At 37.0% G+C, this 15903-nt stretch carries 22 protein-coding genes; 18 read left to right on the top strand and 4 right to left on the bottom strand.

Annotated elements, in window-relative coordinates; genetic code table 11:
* Positions 1-12 precede the first annotated feature (12 nt).
* The 3 genes from AC1DEF_RS12180 (at position 13) to AC1DEF_RS12170 (ending at position 2790) form a co-directional block, all read left to right on the top strand.
* Positions 13-1080: a TolB family protein gene (locus AC1DEF_RS12180; protein WP_097825155.1), complete on the top strand. Its 1068-nt coding sequence runs from the start codon at positions 13-15 to the stop codon at positions 1078-1080.
* Between the two features lie 161 nt (positions 1081-1241).
* Positions 1242-2003, top strand: a complete 762-nt coding sequence (locus AC1DEF_RS12175) for a M15 family metallopeptidase (RefSeq protein WP_097825154.1) — start codon at positions 1242-1244, stop codon at positions 2001-2003.
* 115 nt (positions 2004-2118) lie between these two features.
* Positions 2119-2790, top strand: coding sequence for a DUF421 domain-containing protein (locus tag AC1DEF_RS12170; RefSeq protein WP_047932399.1), 672 nt, complete (start codon positions 2119-2121; stop codon positions 2788-2790).
* A 28-nt stretch (positions 2791-2818) separates the two neighbouring features.
* Here AC1DEF_RS12170 and AC1DEF_RS12165 read toward each other — a convergent pair whose 3' ends face one another.
* From AC1DEF_RS12165 to corA, 3 genes are all read right to left on the bottom strand, one after another.
* Positions 2819-3553 carry a polysaccharide deacetylase family protein gene (locus tag AC1DEF_RS12165; RefSeq protein WP_097825153.1) on the bottom strand — a complete coding sequence of 245 codons (735 nt, stop codon included), beginning with the start codon at positions 3551-3553 and terminating at the stop codon, positions 2819-2821.
* A gap of 83 nt (positions 3554-3636) precedes the next feature.
* Complete coding sequence (locus AC1DEF_RS12160; protein ID WP_097825152.1) at positions 3637-4914, bottom strand: polyamine aminopropyltransferase; 1278 nt, start codon at positions 4912-4914, stop codon at positions 3637-3639.
* Between the two features lie 443 nt (positions 4915-5357).
* On the bottom strand, positions 5358-6320 hold the full coding sequence (gene corA, locus AC1DEF_RS12155) for a magnesium/cobalt transporter CorA (RefSeq protein ID WP_043981566.1): 963 nt from the start codon (positions 6318-6320) through the stop codon (positions 5358-5360).
* A 130-nt stretch (positions 6321-6450) separates the two neighbouring features.
* Between corA and AC1DEF_RS12150 the strand changes: the two genes are divergently transcribed.
* From AC1DEF_RS12150 to AC1DEF_RS12080, 15 genes are all read left to right on the top strand, one after another.
* Positions 6451-7326, top strand: coding sequence for an STAS domain-containing protein (locus AC1DEF_RS12150; protein ID WP_097825150.1), 876 nt, complete (start codon positions 6451-6453; stop codon positions 7324-7326).
* 220 nt (positions 7327-7546) lie between these two features.
* Positions 7547-8617, top strand: coding sequence for an FMNH2-dependent alkanesulfonate monooxygenase (gene ssuD / locus AC1DEF_RS12145; RefSeq protein ID WP_075420825.1), 1071 nt, complete (start codon positions 7547-7549; stop codon positions 8615-8617).
* Positions 8618-8737: 120 nt separating this feature from the next.
* Positions 8738-9511, top strand: coding sequence for an alpha/beta hydrolase (locus AC1DEF_RS12140; RefSeq protein ID WP_097825149.1), 774 nt, complete (start codon positions 8738-8740; stop codon positions 9509-9511).
* 79 nt (positions 9512-9590) lie between these two features.
* Complete coding sequence (locus tag AC1DEF_RS12135; protein ID WP_013057578.1) at positions 9591-9791, top strand: DUF6501 family protein; 201 nt, start codon at positions 9591-9593, stop codon at positions 9789-9791.
* Between the two features lie 278 nt (positions 9792-10069).
* Positions 10070-10309 carry a YiaA/YiaB family inner membrane protein gene (locus tag AC1DEF_RS12130; RefSeq protein WP_097825148.1) on the top strand — a complete coding sequence of 80 codons (240 nt, stop codon included), beginning with the start codon at positions 10070-10072 and terminating at the stop codon, positions 10307-10309.
* A 126-nt stretch (positions 10310-10435) separates the two neighbouring features.
* The gene (locus tag AC1DEF_RS12125) at positions 10436-10957 is read left to right on the top strand and encodes a hypothetical protein (RefSeq protein ID WP_097825147.1); all 522 of its coding nucleotides are present in this window, start codon (positions 10436-10438) and stop codon (positions 10955-10957) included.
* A gap of 109 nt (positions 10958-11066) precedes the next feature.
* A complete protein-coding gene (locus AC1DEF_RS12120) occupies positions 11067-11285 on the top strand; it encodes a spore germination protein (protein ID WP_013083687.1) in 219 nt (72 codons plus the stop codon).
* A gap of 62 nt (positions 11286-11347) precedes the next feature.
* The gene (locus AC1DEF_RS12115; RefSeq protein WP_141425891.1) at positions 11348-11527 is read left to right on the top strand and encodes a hypothetical protein; all 180 of its coding nucleotides are present in this window, start codon (positions 11348-11350) and stop codon (positions 11525-11527) included.
* A gap of 155 nt (positions 11528-11682) precedes the next feature.
* Positions 11683-12024, top strand: a complete 342-nt coding sequence (locus AC1DEF_RS12110; protein ID WP_013083686.1) for a DUF1033 family protein — start codon at positions 11683-11685, stop codon at positions 12022-12024.
* Positions 12025-12094: 70 nt separating this feature from the next.
* On the top strand, positions 12095-12652 hold the full coding sequence (gene sigY / locus AC1DEF_RS12105; protein WP_223260193.1) for an RNA polymerase sigma factor SigY: 558 nt from the start codon (positions 12095-12097) through the stop codon (positions 12650-12652).
* Entirely contained in the window at positions 12649-12969 is a 321-nt protein-coding gene (locus tag AC1DEF_RS12100) for a YxlC family protein (RefSeq protein ID WP_097825145.1), read from the top strand. The genes sigY and AC1DEF_RS12100 overlap by 4 nt, the downstream gene beginning before the upstream one ends.
* Complete coding sequence (locus AC1DEF_RS12095; RefSeq protein ID WP_013057570.1) at positions 12969-13169, top strand: hypothetical protein; 201 nt, start codon at positions 12969-12971, stop codon at positions 13167-13169. The genes AC1DEF_RS12100 and AC1DEF_RS12095 overlap by 1 nt, the downstream gene beginning before the upstream one ends.
* Complete coding sequence (locus AC1DEF_RS12090) at positions 13170-13361, top strand: PLD nuclease N-terminal domain-containing protein (RefSeq protein WP_013057569.1); 192 nt, start codon at positions 13170-13172, stop codon at positions 13359-13361.
* 12 nt (positions 13362-13373) lie between these two features.
* Positions 13374-14264, top strand: coding sequence for an ABC transporter ATP-binding protein (locus AC1DEF_RS12085; RefSeq protein ID WP_097825144.1), 891 nt, complete (start codon positions 13374-13376; stop codon positions 14262-14264).
* Positions 14261-15037 (top strand): ABC transporter permease, encoded by a 777-nt coding sequence (locus tag AC1DEF_RS12080; RefSeq protein ID WP_097825143.1) that lies wholly within the window; start codon positions 14261-14263, stop codon positions 15035-15037. Before AC1DEF_RS12085 ends, AC1DEF_RS12080 begins: the two co-directional genes overlap by 4 nt.
* A 27-nt stretch (positions 15038-15064) precedes the next feature.
* On the opposite strand, the gene AC1DEF_RS12075 is transcribed toward AC1DEF_RS12080, so the two are convergent.
* A complete protein-coding gene (locus AC1DEF_RS12075) occupies positions 15065-15868 on the bottom strand; it encodes a lipid II flippase Amj family protein (RefSeq protein WP_097825142.1) in 804 nt (267 codons plus the stop codon).
* Positions 15869-15903 lie beyond the last annotated feature (35 nt).

Below are 15903 nucleotides of genomic sequence, written 5' to 3'. Positions count from 1 at the left end.
AGTGAACCGTTATTGAAACGGTATAGATTAATGATATGTATAGCAAGCACTTTTCTTATTTTAACATCATGCGGACAAAAAGAAAGCCATAGAGAAACCGTTGAAAAACCCGACAAGAAAATTACTGTATTGGACCAAGTAGATAAAAATGGAAAAATAGAAGTGAAAGATGTTCAGGATATTAACGGCGTAAGGGCGTTTCAATTTTTAAACGAAAACACAATGATCGTTAGTAAAGAAAATAAACAATTTCGTTCGCACGATTTCGGTCCCAAAGAGGTATATGCACAGAATTTAGCTACTTATAATCTAAAAAACAAGTCTACTTTTGTGTTGCATCCAAGCAATGAAATTCAACATGCGGCCAAGCTTTCTCCAAATGGTGAATATCTTTTTTATAAAGTAGCAAAAGGCGAAGATACATTTGGTTATATAATGAACCTTCAAACAAAAAAAACGGTTAAAATAAAGAATGTTCTTCTCTATCCATCAAGCGGAGAGTGGCTTAATAATTCAGAAGTAATGTTTATTACAATGGAAGGAAAGCTTTCTAAAGCAAATATAAAAGGAGAAGCAGAACCTCTGTTGCACAGAGACGATCGAATCTTAGATGCAGTTAAAGGAATAGGTGGTATTTATTATATTGGTGTAAACAACCAGCTTTTTTTTCTTCATAACGAACAGACGGACCCTGAAAAAATCCGAGATAATGTGATTTCGATTATCCCATCTCCAAACGGAAAACAATTAGCGCTCGTTCAGCAAAAAGATGCCCAAACGAGAACGCTGTCTATCACAGATTTAAAAGGATCAGAGGCCTTTCAGCTTGCTCTGTCCACTCAAATTTTTGGCGTAAGCTGGTCTCCCGACGGTTCGAAATTAGCCTATAACTTTATTTCTGAAAAAGAGGGAGATAAAGGGATATTCATAGCAGATGGATTAACTGGAGATGTTACACACTTAAACGTAAATTTAGACTATGCTGCTGATCAGCTTGCTTGGAGTCAATCAGGAAATAAACTAGTTGCATCGAACTTTACGCAAAATCAAGTTCATACGTATATTATCTTTTTGAAATAGACTGCTTAGGCAGTCTATTTCTATTTTTTCACACCTTGAATTTTTTTAAGAGTGTTTACAAGTTTGAAACAACTGAATAACAGACAGAAACATTTATATTTTATCCTTTCTGTATAGGCTTTTGTAGCGCATCAAAAGCCGTTTGAAAGGAGTAAGACATCATGAAATACTTTTTATTTATTTGTTCTTTAGCTTTTACGCTGATGATAGCAGGGTGCGGAACAAGCAATTCTTCATCAAAGCCTGCCAGAGAATTCACAAAAAATGGACAGGCTCAAAAACTAGAAAGCTCATCAGCTTTTCCAACTTTAACGAAACCTAATGTAGACGAAACAGTGGTAATAGCCAATCCAGGATCGATTACGGCTTTAGTTAATAAAAAGCATCAGCTTCCTGAATCCTATCAGCCTTCCGATTTAGTCTATGCCGACGTTCCGTTTATCTTCAACGAAAATATAGAAAAACGAATGCTTAGAAAGCCTGCAGCACAAGCGCTTGAAGAACTTTTCCGAGATGCTGAAAAAGAGGGAATCAGCTTACTTGGTGTATCCGGTTATCGATCTCACGAGCGTCAAAAAGAGCTTTTTGCATTTTACGCAAAGCGAGACGGAGAAGAACAAGCACGCGCCTATAGCGCCTACCCTGGAACAAGTGAACACGAAACGGGACTAGCAATCGATGTCACGGGAGGAAGTGGAATGTGTGCTGCCGCAGACTGCTTCGGTGCTACATCAGAGTCTCATTGGCTTTCAAAAAATGCGTATCACTACGGATTCATTATTCGATACCCTGAAGGTGAAGAACAGGTTACCGGCTATAAATACGAACCATGGCACCTCAGGTATGTAGGGAAAAAAGCAGCCGCATCCATTTTTAATCAATATGCAACGTTAGAAACCTATGCAAGTAAGAAAAAAGCTTAATCAAAAGTTCTATAACTGGAGAAAGAAGGAAAGAAAAATAAAAAGTCAGGTTTATCACTCTCACATATGATACAAACTGATACTATAACATGCTTGCTATAGAGGAAGGGTATCGATGTATAAAGATATTGCGATTGAACTGATATGTGGATTTTTAGCGCTATTTATTATGCTGAAGCTTTTAGGTAAGACGCAGTTTGCTCAAATCACTCCGTTTGACTTTATTACCACGCTTGTCCTGGGAAATATTGTGGGGGACGCAGCTCTTGAAAAAGGAGTAGAGCTAACTGAAATTCTTTATAGTGTTTTGATTTGGGGGCTTCTGATCTACGCAGTGACAAAGCTATCTCAAACCTTTACAGGATTTAGAGGGATTCTTGAAGGAAAGCCTTCAATGATTATTTATAAAGGGAAAATCCTTTATAAAGAGCTTAAGAAAAACAACTTGGACTTGAATCAGCTTCAGCATCTAATGAGACAGCAAGGGTATTTTTCACTGTATGAAGCAGAATACGTCATTTTAGAAACAAATGGAGAGGTGAGCGTCGCTCCTAAACATGAATTCGGCCCTCCGACGAAAAATGATTTAAACATCCCTTATTCTCAAACCAATTTACCGATTGCTTTAATCATGGATGGAAAAGTAGTGCCTGATAATTTGAAAGAAGCAAACGTAGACGAAAAATGGTTAAAAAAACAGCTTGCAATCAAGAAAATTAAAAAATACAGCGAAGTTTTTTATGCTGAATGGCAGCAAGAGCGAGGACTAGAGATAACAAAATTCTAAAAACCCTTTCCTTAAAAGGAAAGGGTTTTTAGCTTTCTTTTAATAGCTTAGCAAAATCTTCAATCGTTGTAGAATACGTGACATACAGACGGGGAATAAGATAGTTTTCATCCTTTTGTCCGCTTTCAGTGAAAAATTTTGGAATTGTTGAAAGACCAAATGTATAATTCTTTTTTGTTTCTTCCACTACACGGCTATTGACCTTTCCGTAAGGGTAAGCAAGAGCAATAACGGGCTGGCTCGTAATGGCTTCAATTTTTCGTTTTGAATTACCTAGCTCATAGGATAAATTTTTCGTCTTAGTTAAATCCGGATGAGTAGCAGTATGAGACTGAATAGAAAAAAATCCTGAATCAACAAATTTTTTTAAATCCGCTGGCGACAAACGGTTGGGACGGCCGATAAAATCTGAAATCACAAAAATTGTAGCCGCTGGATGAAATTGAATGCTGGCTGCTCTTTGAAAAATGGGCAAGATAGTAAGATTATTTTTATATCCATCGTCAAATGTAATAAATATAGGTTTTTTCACATGCGTTAGTTCCTGCCATTTTTCAAATGTTAGCGGCGTATATCCTTGCTTTTTAAGATAAAGAAGTTGTTTCTCAAAATTTTCAGGCGTCACATACAGTTCTTTTTCCCCGTGGCCTGTGTAGGTATCAATAGAATGGTAAATCAATACAGGCACTTTCACTTGGCTAAAAGCGGGGGAAGGGAAAATAACAGTTAGCACTAAGATAACAAAAACCGAAATTTTTCTCATAACAATCCTTTCTGTTGCACAGTGGTGACGAGACTGTTTTAGTATGTCAAAAGAAAAGGAATGTATAAGCCAAGCTTTCTTTTTTACAAATATAAGCCTTCTTTTTTAAATATTTTATGCAGAACCAAGTGCTCAGCAGAGTTCACAACTGCAAACTGTTTTTTGGAAAGAGAATGGGGAGAAAAACGCATTAACTTAGTAAAGTCTGACGGCAGCGTAGTAGATGAAACATCAGTAGAGAGTATAGGGGCAGACAAAGGTGTTTTCGAGCCGATGTGAAACCCCCAATCTCCAAAAGAAGGAATAATGGTGTGGTAGCTCAACGTATAAAACTGAGAAGCTTTCATCGTCTTATTAATGCTCCAAAAAACGATAGGTGTGTCTCTAGGAGAATTTGACTGACATACGACCAAGCCGCTGCGCGATAGTGAACGGTGGAGAAGTGCGTAAAATTCTTTTGTATAAAGAGCACTTATTTTTTCGTTAGTAGGATCAGGAAAGTCAATAATGATGATGTCATAACACGCTGAATTCAAAGAGAGGTAGTCAACAGCATCTTGAATATGAACGGTGACACGAGAATCTTCAAATGAGCGTTGATTTAACTTCTTTAATTCTTCTACATTCATCGCAGCATTTACAACGTCAGCATCTATTTCCACAAGGTCTATTTTTTTAAGTTCTTTATATTTAAGGACTTCTCGTAAAGCTAAACCATCTCCACCGCCTAGAATAAGAATGCGGTGAGGACGTAAGGAAACTGCAAAGATAGGGTGTACAAGAGCTTCATGGTACGCATGTTCATCCAATGAACTAAATTGCAGCTGTTCATCCAAATACATTCGAATATCCGATGCTTTAATCAGTTGAATATCTTGAATACGGTTTTTTTGATGAAACAAAATGTCATGCTGGCCTGATAAGAGTTGCTTTAGACTAATGTGATCTGAGTCATCTCCACGATTGAGAAGACGAGTGTTTTCAGCATGCTGACGATTTTTTGTTGGAGTTTCGGCGTATTGAATTCCGCGAGAAATCGAATACACAACAGCTTTTTTTGAAGCTAATTGCTTCAGCAACGCATAACCAATTTCAATTATTTTTTTGTCTCCGCACGTATAAAAATCTAATGAAGCGTAGTTTTCCTCCGGCCACGTATGAATAGACAAGTGAGAGGTAGCTAATACGAGAATGCCTGTAATGCCTTGGGGCATAAACTGGTGAAAATAACAGTGCAAAACTTCCATCTCTGCATCTAGTGCAGCTTCAACAAGAATTCTCCTTAAGAGTGAAGGGTCGTTTAATATCACTTCATCGCATTCGAACGCATCCATTAGCAAGTGTTTGCCTTTAATATCCACTACTTCAGCCTCCTTTTTGAGCATTATTTTCACTATCTTATGAAACTTTTTCAAAAAAGGAAACGTAAGCATGTTATTTTATGAATATTTTCGGGAAATAACAAGTTATCTTCCCATAGAAAAGAAACTGGGACAGACGTATTTTCTATGGGAAGATCCGAACAATCAATCCAGATTCTTAACGGAGAATTCAACTCGTTCAGATTTTTTCATTGTGATGGTGAACGTAGATTTACCGTATGTAATAGCTGTTAATTGTAAGGCAAGGCAAAGCCTCCTGCGGGAAAAGCGGAACAGGTGAGACCCCGCAGGAGGCTAAGCGAAGAGGAGGCTCATTGGCCGCCCACGGAAAGCGAAGTCTTGTGCGGAAATTGACAGCACTAGCTTACTTATCCAATTTGTTCGTCTTTGCATTGGATTGATTTCGTTATGTCTCAATCTTTCTACTCTTTATCAGTATTAAACCAGCCTTTTCGCTTGAACCATAAAATTAACCCCAGCGTTATCAGTCCCATGAAGCCAAGCACAAAGAAATAGCCATAGTGCCACTTTAGCTCAGGCATATTTTCAAAATTCATTCCGTATACGCCAACGATAAAGGTAAGGGGGATAAAGATAGATGAAATAACAGTCAGTGTCATCATGATTGAATTCATCCGGTTTGAATTAAGAGAAAGATAATTATCGCGCATATCAGACGTCATTTCCCGATTTGATTCAATCATATCGGCTAATTTTAATAAGTGGTCATAGACATCTTTAAAATACCTTTTTTGTTCAGGGTGAACATCTAGGCGTTCAGAATTTATAACACGGTACAACAAATCGCGCATAGGCAGAATAGTTCTTCTGATTTTTAGCAAATCACTTCGAAGTTTGAATACATCTTCCATTAAAACAGAAATGGATTTTTTTGCATCTATGTTTTCTATATCATTCAGCTCATCTTCAATCTGATATACAGTGGGGAAATATTCATCTACCACTTTATCCATCACAGAATAAGCAAGATAGCTTATTCCTTTTTCTTGAATCAAAGGTGTATGAAGCAACTTTTCCCATACTTTATCAATTGCAGCTGACGGGTGAAAATGAAAAGTAACCATATAATTTTCGCCGATAAAAAGGTCAACTTCTTCAGCTTCTAACGTTTGACGATTTAACGAATGAAGGACAAAAAAACTGTATCCTTCATAATAATCGAGTTTTGGGCGCTGCAGAAAATGAAAGCAATCTTCAATCGCTAACGGATGAAAGTGAAAGGATGATTGAAGCAGCAGCGCTTCTTCTTCAGAAGGGCAGTTAAAGTCAATCCAATAGTACTGAATAGAGGGATCGTGAATCTGATCTAATTGTATATGTTTCACAAGTTTGTCATCGTTCGTAAGAGCTAACGTTCGTATCATTTGAAAACTCCTTTGTGTTTTTATAGCTATTTTCAATGTAGCATAAAATCATAAACTACACGTATTTAAAAGAATAATTTTCTTTCTTCTCTTTTCATAAAGCTAGTAAGGGTGAAAAAGTTGAATTATAATGATAGTAGTAGCTGGTATGGAAAGGGGAATCGTTTTGAATAAAAATGAAGCACTTCGAATGTTTTTTTTAAAACATGCAGATCAACTTACGGAAGAATGGTATGAAAGCATTGAAGACAATGACCCAGAATCGGTTTATGCATCTACTCATCCGGAAGTCATTTCAGTATTAAAAGATCAAAATAATGAATTCCATTTATACATAGCCGATGTATTTATAAAAAGTGAAAAAGAATTTTTTGATTCATTTGAAACGTGGATTTTAAAGATTGCGGAAGACGGAGAGCATGTAAGAACGCCTATTCATTATATTATTCGAGAATTTTTCCGAGTTAGAAAACAGTATTTAACGTATTTAAATCAATTTGTAGAAGAGTACGAGCAAGATATTACGCAAGAAGAACTAGACGAATGGAACGAACTGATTGTACGCGTATTTGATATCACCGTTTATAAATTTGTAGAAGAGCACCATCAGCATTCAAAGCGGTTGCTTGAAGCACACAAAGAGCTGATCAATGAGCTGAGCTCGCCAGTTATTCCATTAAGCGATCATATTGCGATTCTTCCGCTTGTTGGGGATATCGACACAGCAAGAGCGCGCCGAATTTTAGAAAATACGTTAACTCGCTGCGCTGAACAGCAAGTGAATCACCTTTATATTGACATTTCAGGAGTAGTTATTGTTGATACGATGGTTGCTCATCAGATTTTCCAGCTGATTGATGCATTAAAATTAATAGGTGTAGAATCAACTATCTCTGGGGTACGTCCTGAAATCGCGATTACCGCTTCTCATTTAGGTTTATCGTTTGAAAATATATCAACAAAATCAACCCTTGCTAACGCGATGGCTTCACGTATGAGGAAATAAAGAAAACAAGAATTACTTTTAATTCTTGTTTTTTTTATTCCAATTCATACTTGACATATAGGTTAAAGAGGTATTATGATTTTACTAATTTAATAAATAAAAAGAGTCGTATTACATACGCTAATATAAAAATGCATCTCTATAATTAGCGGACAAGAATTAAACAAACAATATGAAAACGTTTTATATAGAATACGAGAATATTTAGGAGGAAATAGAAATGAACATCTTATGGTTTTTCCCTACAGCAGGCGACGGACATTATCTAGGCACAACCGAAGGAAGCAGAACAAGCGACATTCACTACTTAAAGCAAATCGCACATGGACTGGATTATCTAGGATATGACGGCGCTTTGTTGCCTACTGGTTCAAATTGTGAAGATTCATGGGTGATTGCATCGGCACTTGCTTCCGTTACGAATCGGCTGAAGTTTTTAATTGCACTTCGCCCGGGTGTAATGTCTCCAACACTTTCAGCACGGATGGCTTCGACATTTGATCAAATGTCAAACGGCCGACTTATGTTAAATATTGTGACGGGAGGAGATCCCGTGGAGCAAGCAACATACGGCAACTATTTAAGCCACGATAAACGCTATGAGTTAACAGATGAATTTTTAACGATTTGGCGAGATGTAATGGAAGGAAAAAAAGTGGATTATAAAGGAGAGCATGTTGATGTAACAGGCGCGTATATTCCATCGCCTCCTGTCCAAAAACCGTATCCTCCGCTGTACTTTGGCGGGTCTTCTCCAGCAGGAAAAGAAGTAGGAGCAAAGCATGCAGATGTATATTTGTTATGGGGAGAACCGCCTGCGGTGATTAAAACAAAAATTGATGAGATGAAAGAAAAAGCTGCAAACGAAGGCAGGGACATTCGCTTTGGTATTCGCCTGCACGTTATTGTAAGAGAATCGGAAGACGAAGCGTGGGAATCTGCAGATAAATTAATTAAACATGTTAATGATGATACGATCAAAGCGTTTCAAGATAAGTTTGCCTCATTTGACTCCACTGCCCAAAAAACACAGTCAAGTTTGCACAGTGGCACAAAAGATAGAGGTGCACTGGAGATTGCTCCGAATCTATGGGCGGGAATTGGCTTAGCACGAGAAGGTGCTGGAACTGCTCTTGTTGGCAGTCCTGAAATTGTAGCGGATCGGTTAAAAGAGTACAAAGAGCTAGGAATTGATACGTTTATTTTATCAGGCTACCCGCATCTAGAAGAAGCATATACGTTTGCTGAGCTAGTATTTCCACATATTCAAAAAGAACGAAGCAAGAGATAATTCTTGCTTCGTTTTTTTAAATCGCAAAAAAATAAATACCCCAGTTGACTTATAGGAATTATAGGTGTACTATAAAGATAGTTCATTTAGTCAGAAAATTTGTGGTAAAGGGTGAAGAAAATGGAACGTTATGACGTAATTCAAGGCGCAGAATCTTTTTATTATAAAGGCAACGACATTGGTATACTTGTTTCTCATGGATTTATGGGGACTCCTCAAAGTATGGAATATATCGGAAAAGAATTAGCTAAAAAAGGTTTTACTGTGTACGGTTTGCGACTAACGGGACATGGTACTCACTACTATGATATTGAACAAACAACGTATCAGGAATGGAAGCAAGACTTTTTAACTGGGTATCAGCGTTTGAAGCAAGAATGCCGTCATGTATTTATTTTGGGTCAGTCCATGGGAGGCACTCTTACCTTTCATACAGCAAGCCAAGGATTAGACCTTGACGGAGTTATTGCAATTAATCCGGCTATGACGTCCATTCCTTCAATGGAGCCTTATCGCTCTCGTCATACGCCTCGTTATTTAAAAGAAGAGCATCCTGATATTAAAGATCCAAACGTACATGAAATTACGTACGATAAAGTACCCGTGCGCTCTATGCGTGAGCTGCTTTCTTTAATGGATGAAACAAAAGAACGCTTATCTTATGTAACGTGCCCGGCTTTAGTACTAACATCAACAGTTGATAACGTAGTACCGCCTGAGAATTCAGCTTATATCTTAAACCATATTCAATCAGCAGAAAAAAGGCAGCACATGCTTCGAAACTCTTACCATGTTGCGTCGATGGATTTTGATAAAGACACAATTGTTGCACAAACGGCACAGTTTGTACAAGCAACAGTTGCCAAAAAAAAAGTGCATGAGCGAATTTTTTAATTTTTAAATTCGCTCCGTTTCTTTTTTACTTCAAGTAAGATAAAATGAATCTTGAATGAAAACAAAGGAGTGTACATACATGATTCATTTAGAATGGAACGATCGTCCAACCATTAAACAAGTAAAATGCATACATACAGATGCAAAAAAATTCGTGGTTGAAAATGTCTTAACAGCAGGAAAAACATATGATGTGAAAAATGAAACAGAAGAGTTTTATTTTGTTGTTGATAACACTGGCCAAGTCGGCGGCTTTTATAAAGAATACTTTGAAGGCTAAACAAAAAATCATCGTCTCGGCGATGATTTTTTTATTGCAATAATTACTTGGAGCTTTTCTTAATGAAAACGAATGAACATACTTTTAAAGAGAAATTCCATATATCTAATCATTTCGAAAAAAAGCTTTATGATAAAAATAGGATGTAAGACCTAAAATCTTCCGTTTCTTGTTCTGATTAAAAGGGTAACTGACTATAAATACCCATGACAACAATTATTTTACAATGTAAAATGAAAGCGACGCTTAACAGAAAAAGGAAAAGAGGAGGTCATACGATGAAAAAGCGTAATACAGCAGCTTTTACATTTTTAGCATGGACAGCTTTTATTACAGCACTATTAGCTATGTTTATAGGAATTTATACCTTAGATGCATCATTACCGGTAAAAGGTTATTATGCCGTTGGAACTTTATACTTAACAATGTCTGCTTTTGTGCTCCAAAAAACCATTCGTGATAACGAAGAAGATACGGCGCATGAACGCAAATATGAGAAAGCAGAAGAAGAATTGTAGAGCTAAAAAAAGAGCATTTTTCTAGCTCCTTGAAAAACATCCCCATTTTTGGGAGATGTTTTTTTATATAAAAAAACAGGGAACTTGTCACTCCGTGTCGTATTAATAAAGAAGGAGGCGATTAAATTGACACAACTAATGATTAATAACGTAAATTTTCACGTTGATATGTTTGAAGAAAAAATGATTACTGATGCGAATACAGGTGAAGAGTTGAAAAGGCTAAACTTTTCTTTTTCGGTTGTAGGCAAAGCAGCTTATGATAAATATGATGTATTTTTTGAGGATCCGTATTTTGAAGTAACAAATATGGAGACAAAAGAAACGCTAACACTAAAAAACATTTCGCATAGCACATTTTATCAGTCACCTGAAATTACAGATCATACGAATATTGTTTTCAGGGTGAAGCTGCAGCAAGAACCTGTTAAAGCAAAAGAACAAGTAAAAAATGAACAGCCAACAGAGAGCACGGTAAACGAAATGCTTTTATCTAGAATAAAGTTTAAGGCTCTTGTCGAAATACTTGAAGAAAAAGGACTTCTAACAGAAAATGAATTGTATACTAAAATTGAAGAAGTAGCAGAACGAGATTTTGATATTCTGCGAGATGAATTAAGTCATTCTAAAAAAGAGGTAAAAGCGTAAAAATACCCCACTCTGCAGGGGGATTTTTTATTTATATCCATTAATGTATAACCCTTTTGATAAATCGTTCATATATTACATCACGATGAAAATAAAAAGGGTGAGGATAATGCCGATTGTTATTAATCATGTAGTGATTCCAAACGTTACAGGAGGAGTCGTTACGTTTGGCGATACGTACTATGTTTCTCCAAAAAGTAACAGTAAAACTGCACAAGGTTCAGGTTCTTCAAATACAGGAATTTGTGTAAATACAAATTCGGGACTTTCTAATACAAATACGCTCGATCCCGATGGTTCTGATCAAAACGGCTTCGGAAACGGATAAGGAAAGAGATGTTTTACTCTTCTTTCTATACGCCTTTTCAGTATTCGTTCTATCCGTATTTTATGCCTTTTTTTGCACGTCCAATTGGATTTGTCGTTTCACCTGATGGAGCGATGGACAACTGGTGGGGCAAAAAACCATCTTGGTGGGGGAAAATCACGCCTTCAGCAGGCGTTTTTCCTCCCATTACCCAGTATTATACGGGCAGTTTAGTTCCTTATAGTTTAAGGAGCTATTATTAATATAAAAAAGAAGTTCAGATTAAGCCACATTGTTAGCGTCTATTTCCTGAAAATAGGCGTTTTTTTCCGTTTTACTTGATTCAAAGTTATTTTTGCTGAATAATAAGGAAAAGAGAAATTTTAGAAGTAAGCTGTAAGTAAGGAGATGTTCTAGCATGACAGATAAATGGAGAGTTCATAAAATAAAAAGTGATTGTGAACCTTGGCTATTTTTAGAAGGCTGGGAAAAAGATATTATTGAAACTATTGAATTTGAAAAAAAAGAAGAAGCGCTTCGCTACTATGCGATGATGATTTATGAATTTCATCAAAAATATGCAAGCGTGCGTAGCGATGAACTAGCGCTTTTTAGCTTTTGGAACGAAGGCGAAAAGGAATTTTGTGAAGCCTGTGATGATGACCTTCAAATCTTCCACGGTGTTTTATTCGCTAAAAACGACGAAGTCTATCCCTTAGAAGAAGATGAAGAAGGATTAAAAATACTTCGTACTAAATAAAAACGTCCTGCGGGGCGTTTTTTTTATATAAAAAATGAACGATTTCAATCGCTAAAGCGTCATATAGGTGATGAAACAAAAAGGAGGGGTGACCGCTTTGGAACAAGATGATTTCATCCTTGTCCAAAAAGCATTACAAGGTGATGATGATGCCTTTTCATTATTATTTCAGCGCTATCATTCATTTTTATATAAATACCTTTTAAAGCTGACATTAGATGAGGACTTATGCAGTGAATTGTGTCAGGAAGCAATGATGAAGTGTTACGTGAATCTTTCTTCATACAAAAATGAAGCAAAGTTTTCGACTTGGATGATATCCATTGCTTCAAGACTGTACATGGATTATTTGCGTAAGCAAAAACGGGAAAAAAGCAGTCTCCAGCGAATAAAGCAGTCTTTATCGCACCAGCTTCAGTGGAAAGCTAAATACAAAGGAGTGGAATGGAGCGAGATGTTTTCCGATTTTAATGAACTCGATTCGCGCTTTCGAATTCCTGTCTTGCTTCGACATTATTACGGATACACATACGATGAGATTGCCCATATGCTGAATATGCGAGCAGGAACGGTCAAATCAAGAGTAAATAAAGGAGTAAACATACTGAGAAAGGAGTGGAAAGAATGAGAGAAGAAAATAACAATCAGTCCTTACATTCTTTAAAAAAAGATTGGGAGCAGCTAGAGAGTTTAGCAAGTCATGAACGTATTTCTCTTCATGCAATTCAAGAACAGCTTCTCATTAAAAAACAAAAGCAGAAAAAAGCTTTCCGGAAAGAGTTATGTTTATTTACATTAACAGCACTTGTTATTTTAACGGTAATGGCAACTGCTATTTTACAAATACCCGCCTTGTTTATTGCTATTGAAGTAATTGGGATCATTGTTGCTCCTATTTCTTTTATCGTTTTTCACTATAAACGAAAAAAGGAGATGTTTTTATAATGAATGAAAAATGGATTCTTGTGCTGTTTATTTCACCATTTCTCCTTCTTCAAAGCTTTCTACTTTTTATCAATGCAAAAAAACGCGGCGCTCATCCATGGTTTTGGGGAATATGGGGACTGATTCAAATTCCAATGCCGACGCTGTTTTATTGGTTTTTTATTATTTGGCTTCCAGCACGAAGAAAAAGGGGGATGTAAATGAAGGACATTAACTGGTTGTTAATTGCTCCAATTCTATTCTTACAATTGCTTCTAATGATTCCAGCATTGATAAGCTGCATAAAGCAAGAAGAGACAAACGGGCCAAAATGGTTATGGGGACTCATCATTTTATGTGTAAGTACAGTTGGGCCCGTTTTATATTTTGTTTTAGGACGTAAAAAACAGTGAGGTGGAGCTAAGATGTTTATGCAAGTAGAAAGACTGACAAAAGCGTATCGTAATACAACTGTTGTGAATAACCTTTCATTTAATCTCGACAAAGGAAAATGTGCAGCGTTGTTAGGCCCTAATGGTGCAGGTAAGACGACTACTTTGCATATGATTGCAGGTCTTACTGCACCTAATAAAGGGAAAATTTCTTTTGAAGATAAACAGCATCAAGACGTACGATCATTTATTGGCTTTCTGCCACAGCATCCTACGTTTTTTAATTGGATGACGCCTCAGCAGTATTTAACTTTTTTAGGTCTTTTATCTAACATTTCAAAAAATGTGCTTTCCCACCGAATAGATGAAGTACTTGAAACTGTAGGTTTAAAAGGAAAGGAAAAGCAGAAAATTGCTGGCTTTTCTGGAGGAATGAAACAACGTTTGGGCTTGGCGCAAGCCTTGTTACATAAACCTGAACTGCTAATTCTAGATGAACCGGTTTCGGCTTTGGATCCTGAAGGCAGAAAAGATGTCCTACTGATTATCGAAACATTAAAAAAAGATACGACCATCCTTTTTTCAACTCACATTTTGCATGATGCAGAACAAATATGCGATAACATTATTATGATTAAAAAAGGACGTATGAAATGGAATGGAACAAAGAGTTCGCTGCGCCAAGAGTTTACGGCTCCTGCTTTTACGATTGAAACAGAAGAAAGGCTCCCTGGATCACTTAGCAGTCTGCCAAGTGAACAGGTGCTGTTTCATTCTCCTTATAAAGCCACTGTAAGTGTAAAAGATACATCTCAGCAGCAGCAACTGCTTCAACTGCTTGTTGATCAACAAGCAAACCTTGTTTTATTTGAACGAAAACAGCATTCTCTCGAAGATGTGTATCTAGAGGTGATGAACAAATGAACACATTTGGAGTCTTATTTAAAAAGGAACTGCATGAATTATTTGCGAACGGCAAAGGAATTTGGCTGCCAATCTCTCTAATTTTACTAGGCATCACACAGCCTTTAACGAATTATTATATGCCACAAATCATTAACATGGCAGGGAATTTACCAAAAGGAGCAATTATTCAACTTCCTACGCCCACCGGTCAAGAAGTAATGCAAGGTGTCCTTTCACAATATAGCACAATAGGAACTTTACTGATTGTACTAGCAAGCATGAATATAATTTCAAATGAACGACAAAATCATGCTGCTGTTCTTGTTATGATGAGACCGGTGAGCGTCCTTCAATACATTATGAGTAAATGGGCTGCGCAAATCGTACTCGTCATTGGCTCAACGTTTATAAGCTATATAGCAGCATGGTATTATACAAATCTTTTATTTTCATATGTGGATTGGACTCATATGCTAGTTAGCTTTCTTTTATACAGCCTGTGGCTGATTTTTATCTTGTCCGTTTTAGTGGCAGCTGGAACATTTCTTTTACAAAGCGGAGGAATTGCTGGAGTAAGCATTTTGATCATTGCGTTACTTTCATTTTTGAGTACTTTGTTTACGAATCAATTAAAGTGGAGTCCTGCAGCGCTGTCACAATACGCCGCTCGCCTGCTTGAACAATTGCACTGGTCACAAAGTGTCACCTATACCGTAGTTGTTACGTTAATGAGCAGTTTTTTTCTTTTAATCGCTGCTGTTCATAGATACAAAAAAGTGGAATACGTATAAAAAGACTTCTTTAACGAAGTCTTTTTTCTAAGGGATTAATTGGCAAATCCATGCAATATAAAGAGCAGCAGGTACTAAGAGAATTTGGGCACATACTGTCCCGCACAAACGAGAGATGACGAGTGTACCAACCATTTTATTCATAGATTGCTTAGTGGATTCACCTTTCATTACCTTTTCAGTTAAAATGGCTACTTGCGGATCTACAAATACAGCAAGGGTAATCATCGCTAGTCCGTTAATAAGACCAGAAGACATCAGAATTGATTTAGAAAGAGTAGGCTCCAGCGTAGAAGCATAAAGAGTGGAAAGAACACCTACTGTATAAATGGTCGTGGCCATTAAATTCAAAAGAAGCAATCGCTTGGGCACTCCGCCTATTCGCAGCTGAGACAGCATAATCCACCTAGGACGCTTCACGTGTTTTTTTGCTTTTTCCAGCGTATGTATGGAAGTAATGTTTTTCATCATTTTGGGTACAGAACCCGCTACTTCTAAATGTGAAATCATTCGGGAGAAAATTGATACAAAGCTAGGAATTAAAAGAGCACCTGCGATTGTACCAATAGAAGCCGCGAGCAAGATAGTTTGAAGCTGATGAAGCAGAACGGGCAAATCTTCTTTAGACTGGACCGCATCTCCTAATTTGCCGGTCAGCGGAGCTTGCACCATATTAGCTGTTCTTGACACAATGACAATAATATTAAAAAGAGATAAAGCCACGACTAGTTTTCCAGTTTTTAAGCCCGCAAGTCTCACAGAGTAGGCTAGTGTTTCAATCATATGGATAATGCCTACAAATACACAAATAATCAGTAATTTTTCCATCATAATAAGCAAGTTCCTTTCTTTGGTACACGCACTTC

The organism is Priestia sp. 10L35, assembly GCF_056395685.1.
This window is presented reverse-complemented; position numbering and strand designations above follow the sequence as displayed.

Bases quoted from the DNA above. Each gene is read 5' to 3' on its own strand.
- AC1DEF_RS12175 (WP_097825154.1), top strand. From the start codon at position 1,242: ATGAAATACTTTTTATTTATTTGTTCTTTAGCTTTTACGCTGATGATA.
- AC1DEF_RS12170 (WP_047932399.1), top strand. From the start codon at position 2,119: ATGTATAAAGATATTGCGATTGAACTGATATGTGGATTTTTAGCGCTA.
- AC1DEF_RS12165 (WP_097825153.1), bottom strand. From the start codon at position 3,553: ATGAGAAAAATTTCGGTTTTTGTTATCTTAGTGCTAACTGTTATTTTC.
- corA (WP_043981566.1), bottom strand. From the start codon at position 6,320: ATGATACGAACGTTAGCTCTTACGAACGATGACAAACTTGTGAAACAT.
- AC1DEF_RS12150 (WP_097825150.1), top strand. From the start codon at position 6,451: ATGATAGTAGTAGCTGGTATGGAAAGGGGAATCGTTTTGAATAAAAAT.
- ssuD (WP_075420825.1), top strand. From the start codon at position 7,547: ATGAACATCTTATGGTTTTTCCCTACAGCAGGCGACGGACATTATCTA.
- AC1DEF_RS12140 (WP_097825149.1), top strand. From the start codon at position 8,738: ATGGAACGTTATGACGTAATTCAAGGCGCAGAATCTTTTTATTATAAA.
- AC1DEF_RS12135 (WP_013057578.1), top strand. From the start codon at position 9,591: ATGATTCATTTAGAATGGAACGATCGTCCAACCATTAAACAAGTAAAA.
- AC1DEF_RS12130 (WP_097825148.1), top strand. From the start codon at position 10,070: ATGAAAAAGCGTAATACAGCAGCTTTTACATTTTTAGCATGGACAGCT.
- AC1DEF_RS12120 (WP_013083687.1), top strand. From the start codon at position 11,067: ATGCCGATTGTTATTAATCATGTAGTGATTCCAAACGTTACAGGAGGA.
- AC1DEF_RS12115 (WP_141425891.1), top strand. From the start codon at position 11,348: ATGCCTTTTTTTGCACGTCCAATTGGATTTGTCGTTTCACCTGATGGA.
- AC1DEF_RS12110 (WP_013083686.1), top strand. From the start codon at position 11,683: ATGACAGATAAATGGAGAGTTCATAAAATAAAAAGTGATTGTGAACCT.
- sigY (WP_223260193.1), top strand. From the start codon at position 12,095: ATGAAACAAAAAGGAGGGGTGACCGCTTTGGAACAAGATGATTTCATC.
- AC1DEF_RS12100 (WP_097825145.1), top strand. From the start codon at position 12,649: ATGAGAGAAGAAAATAACAATCAGTCCTTACATTCTTTAAAAAAAGAT.
- AC1DEF_RS12095 (WP_013057570.1), top strand. From the start codon at position 12,969: ATGAATGAAAAATGGATTCTTGTGCTGTTTATTTCACCATTTCTCCTT.
- AC1DEF_RS12090 (WP_013057569.1), top strand. From the start codon at position 13,170: ATGAAGGACATTAACTGGTTGTTAATTGCTCCAATTCTATTCTTACAA.
- AC1DEF_RS12085 (WP_097825144.1), top strand. From the start codon at position 13,374: ATGTTTATGCAAGTAGAAAGACTGACAAAAGCGTATCGTAATACAACT.
- AC1DEF_RS12080 (WP_097825143.1), top strand. From the start codon at position 14,261: ATGAACACATTTGGAGTCTTATTTAAAAAGGAACTGCATGAATTATTT.
- AC1DEF_RS12075 (WP_097825142.1), bottom strand. From the start codon at position 15,868: ATGATGGAAAAATTACTGATTATTTGTGTATTTGTAGGCATTATCCAT.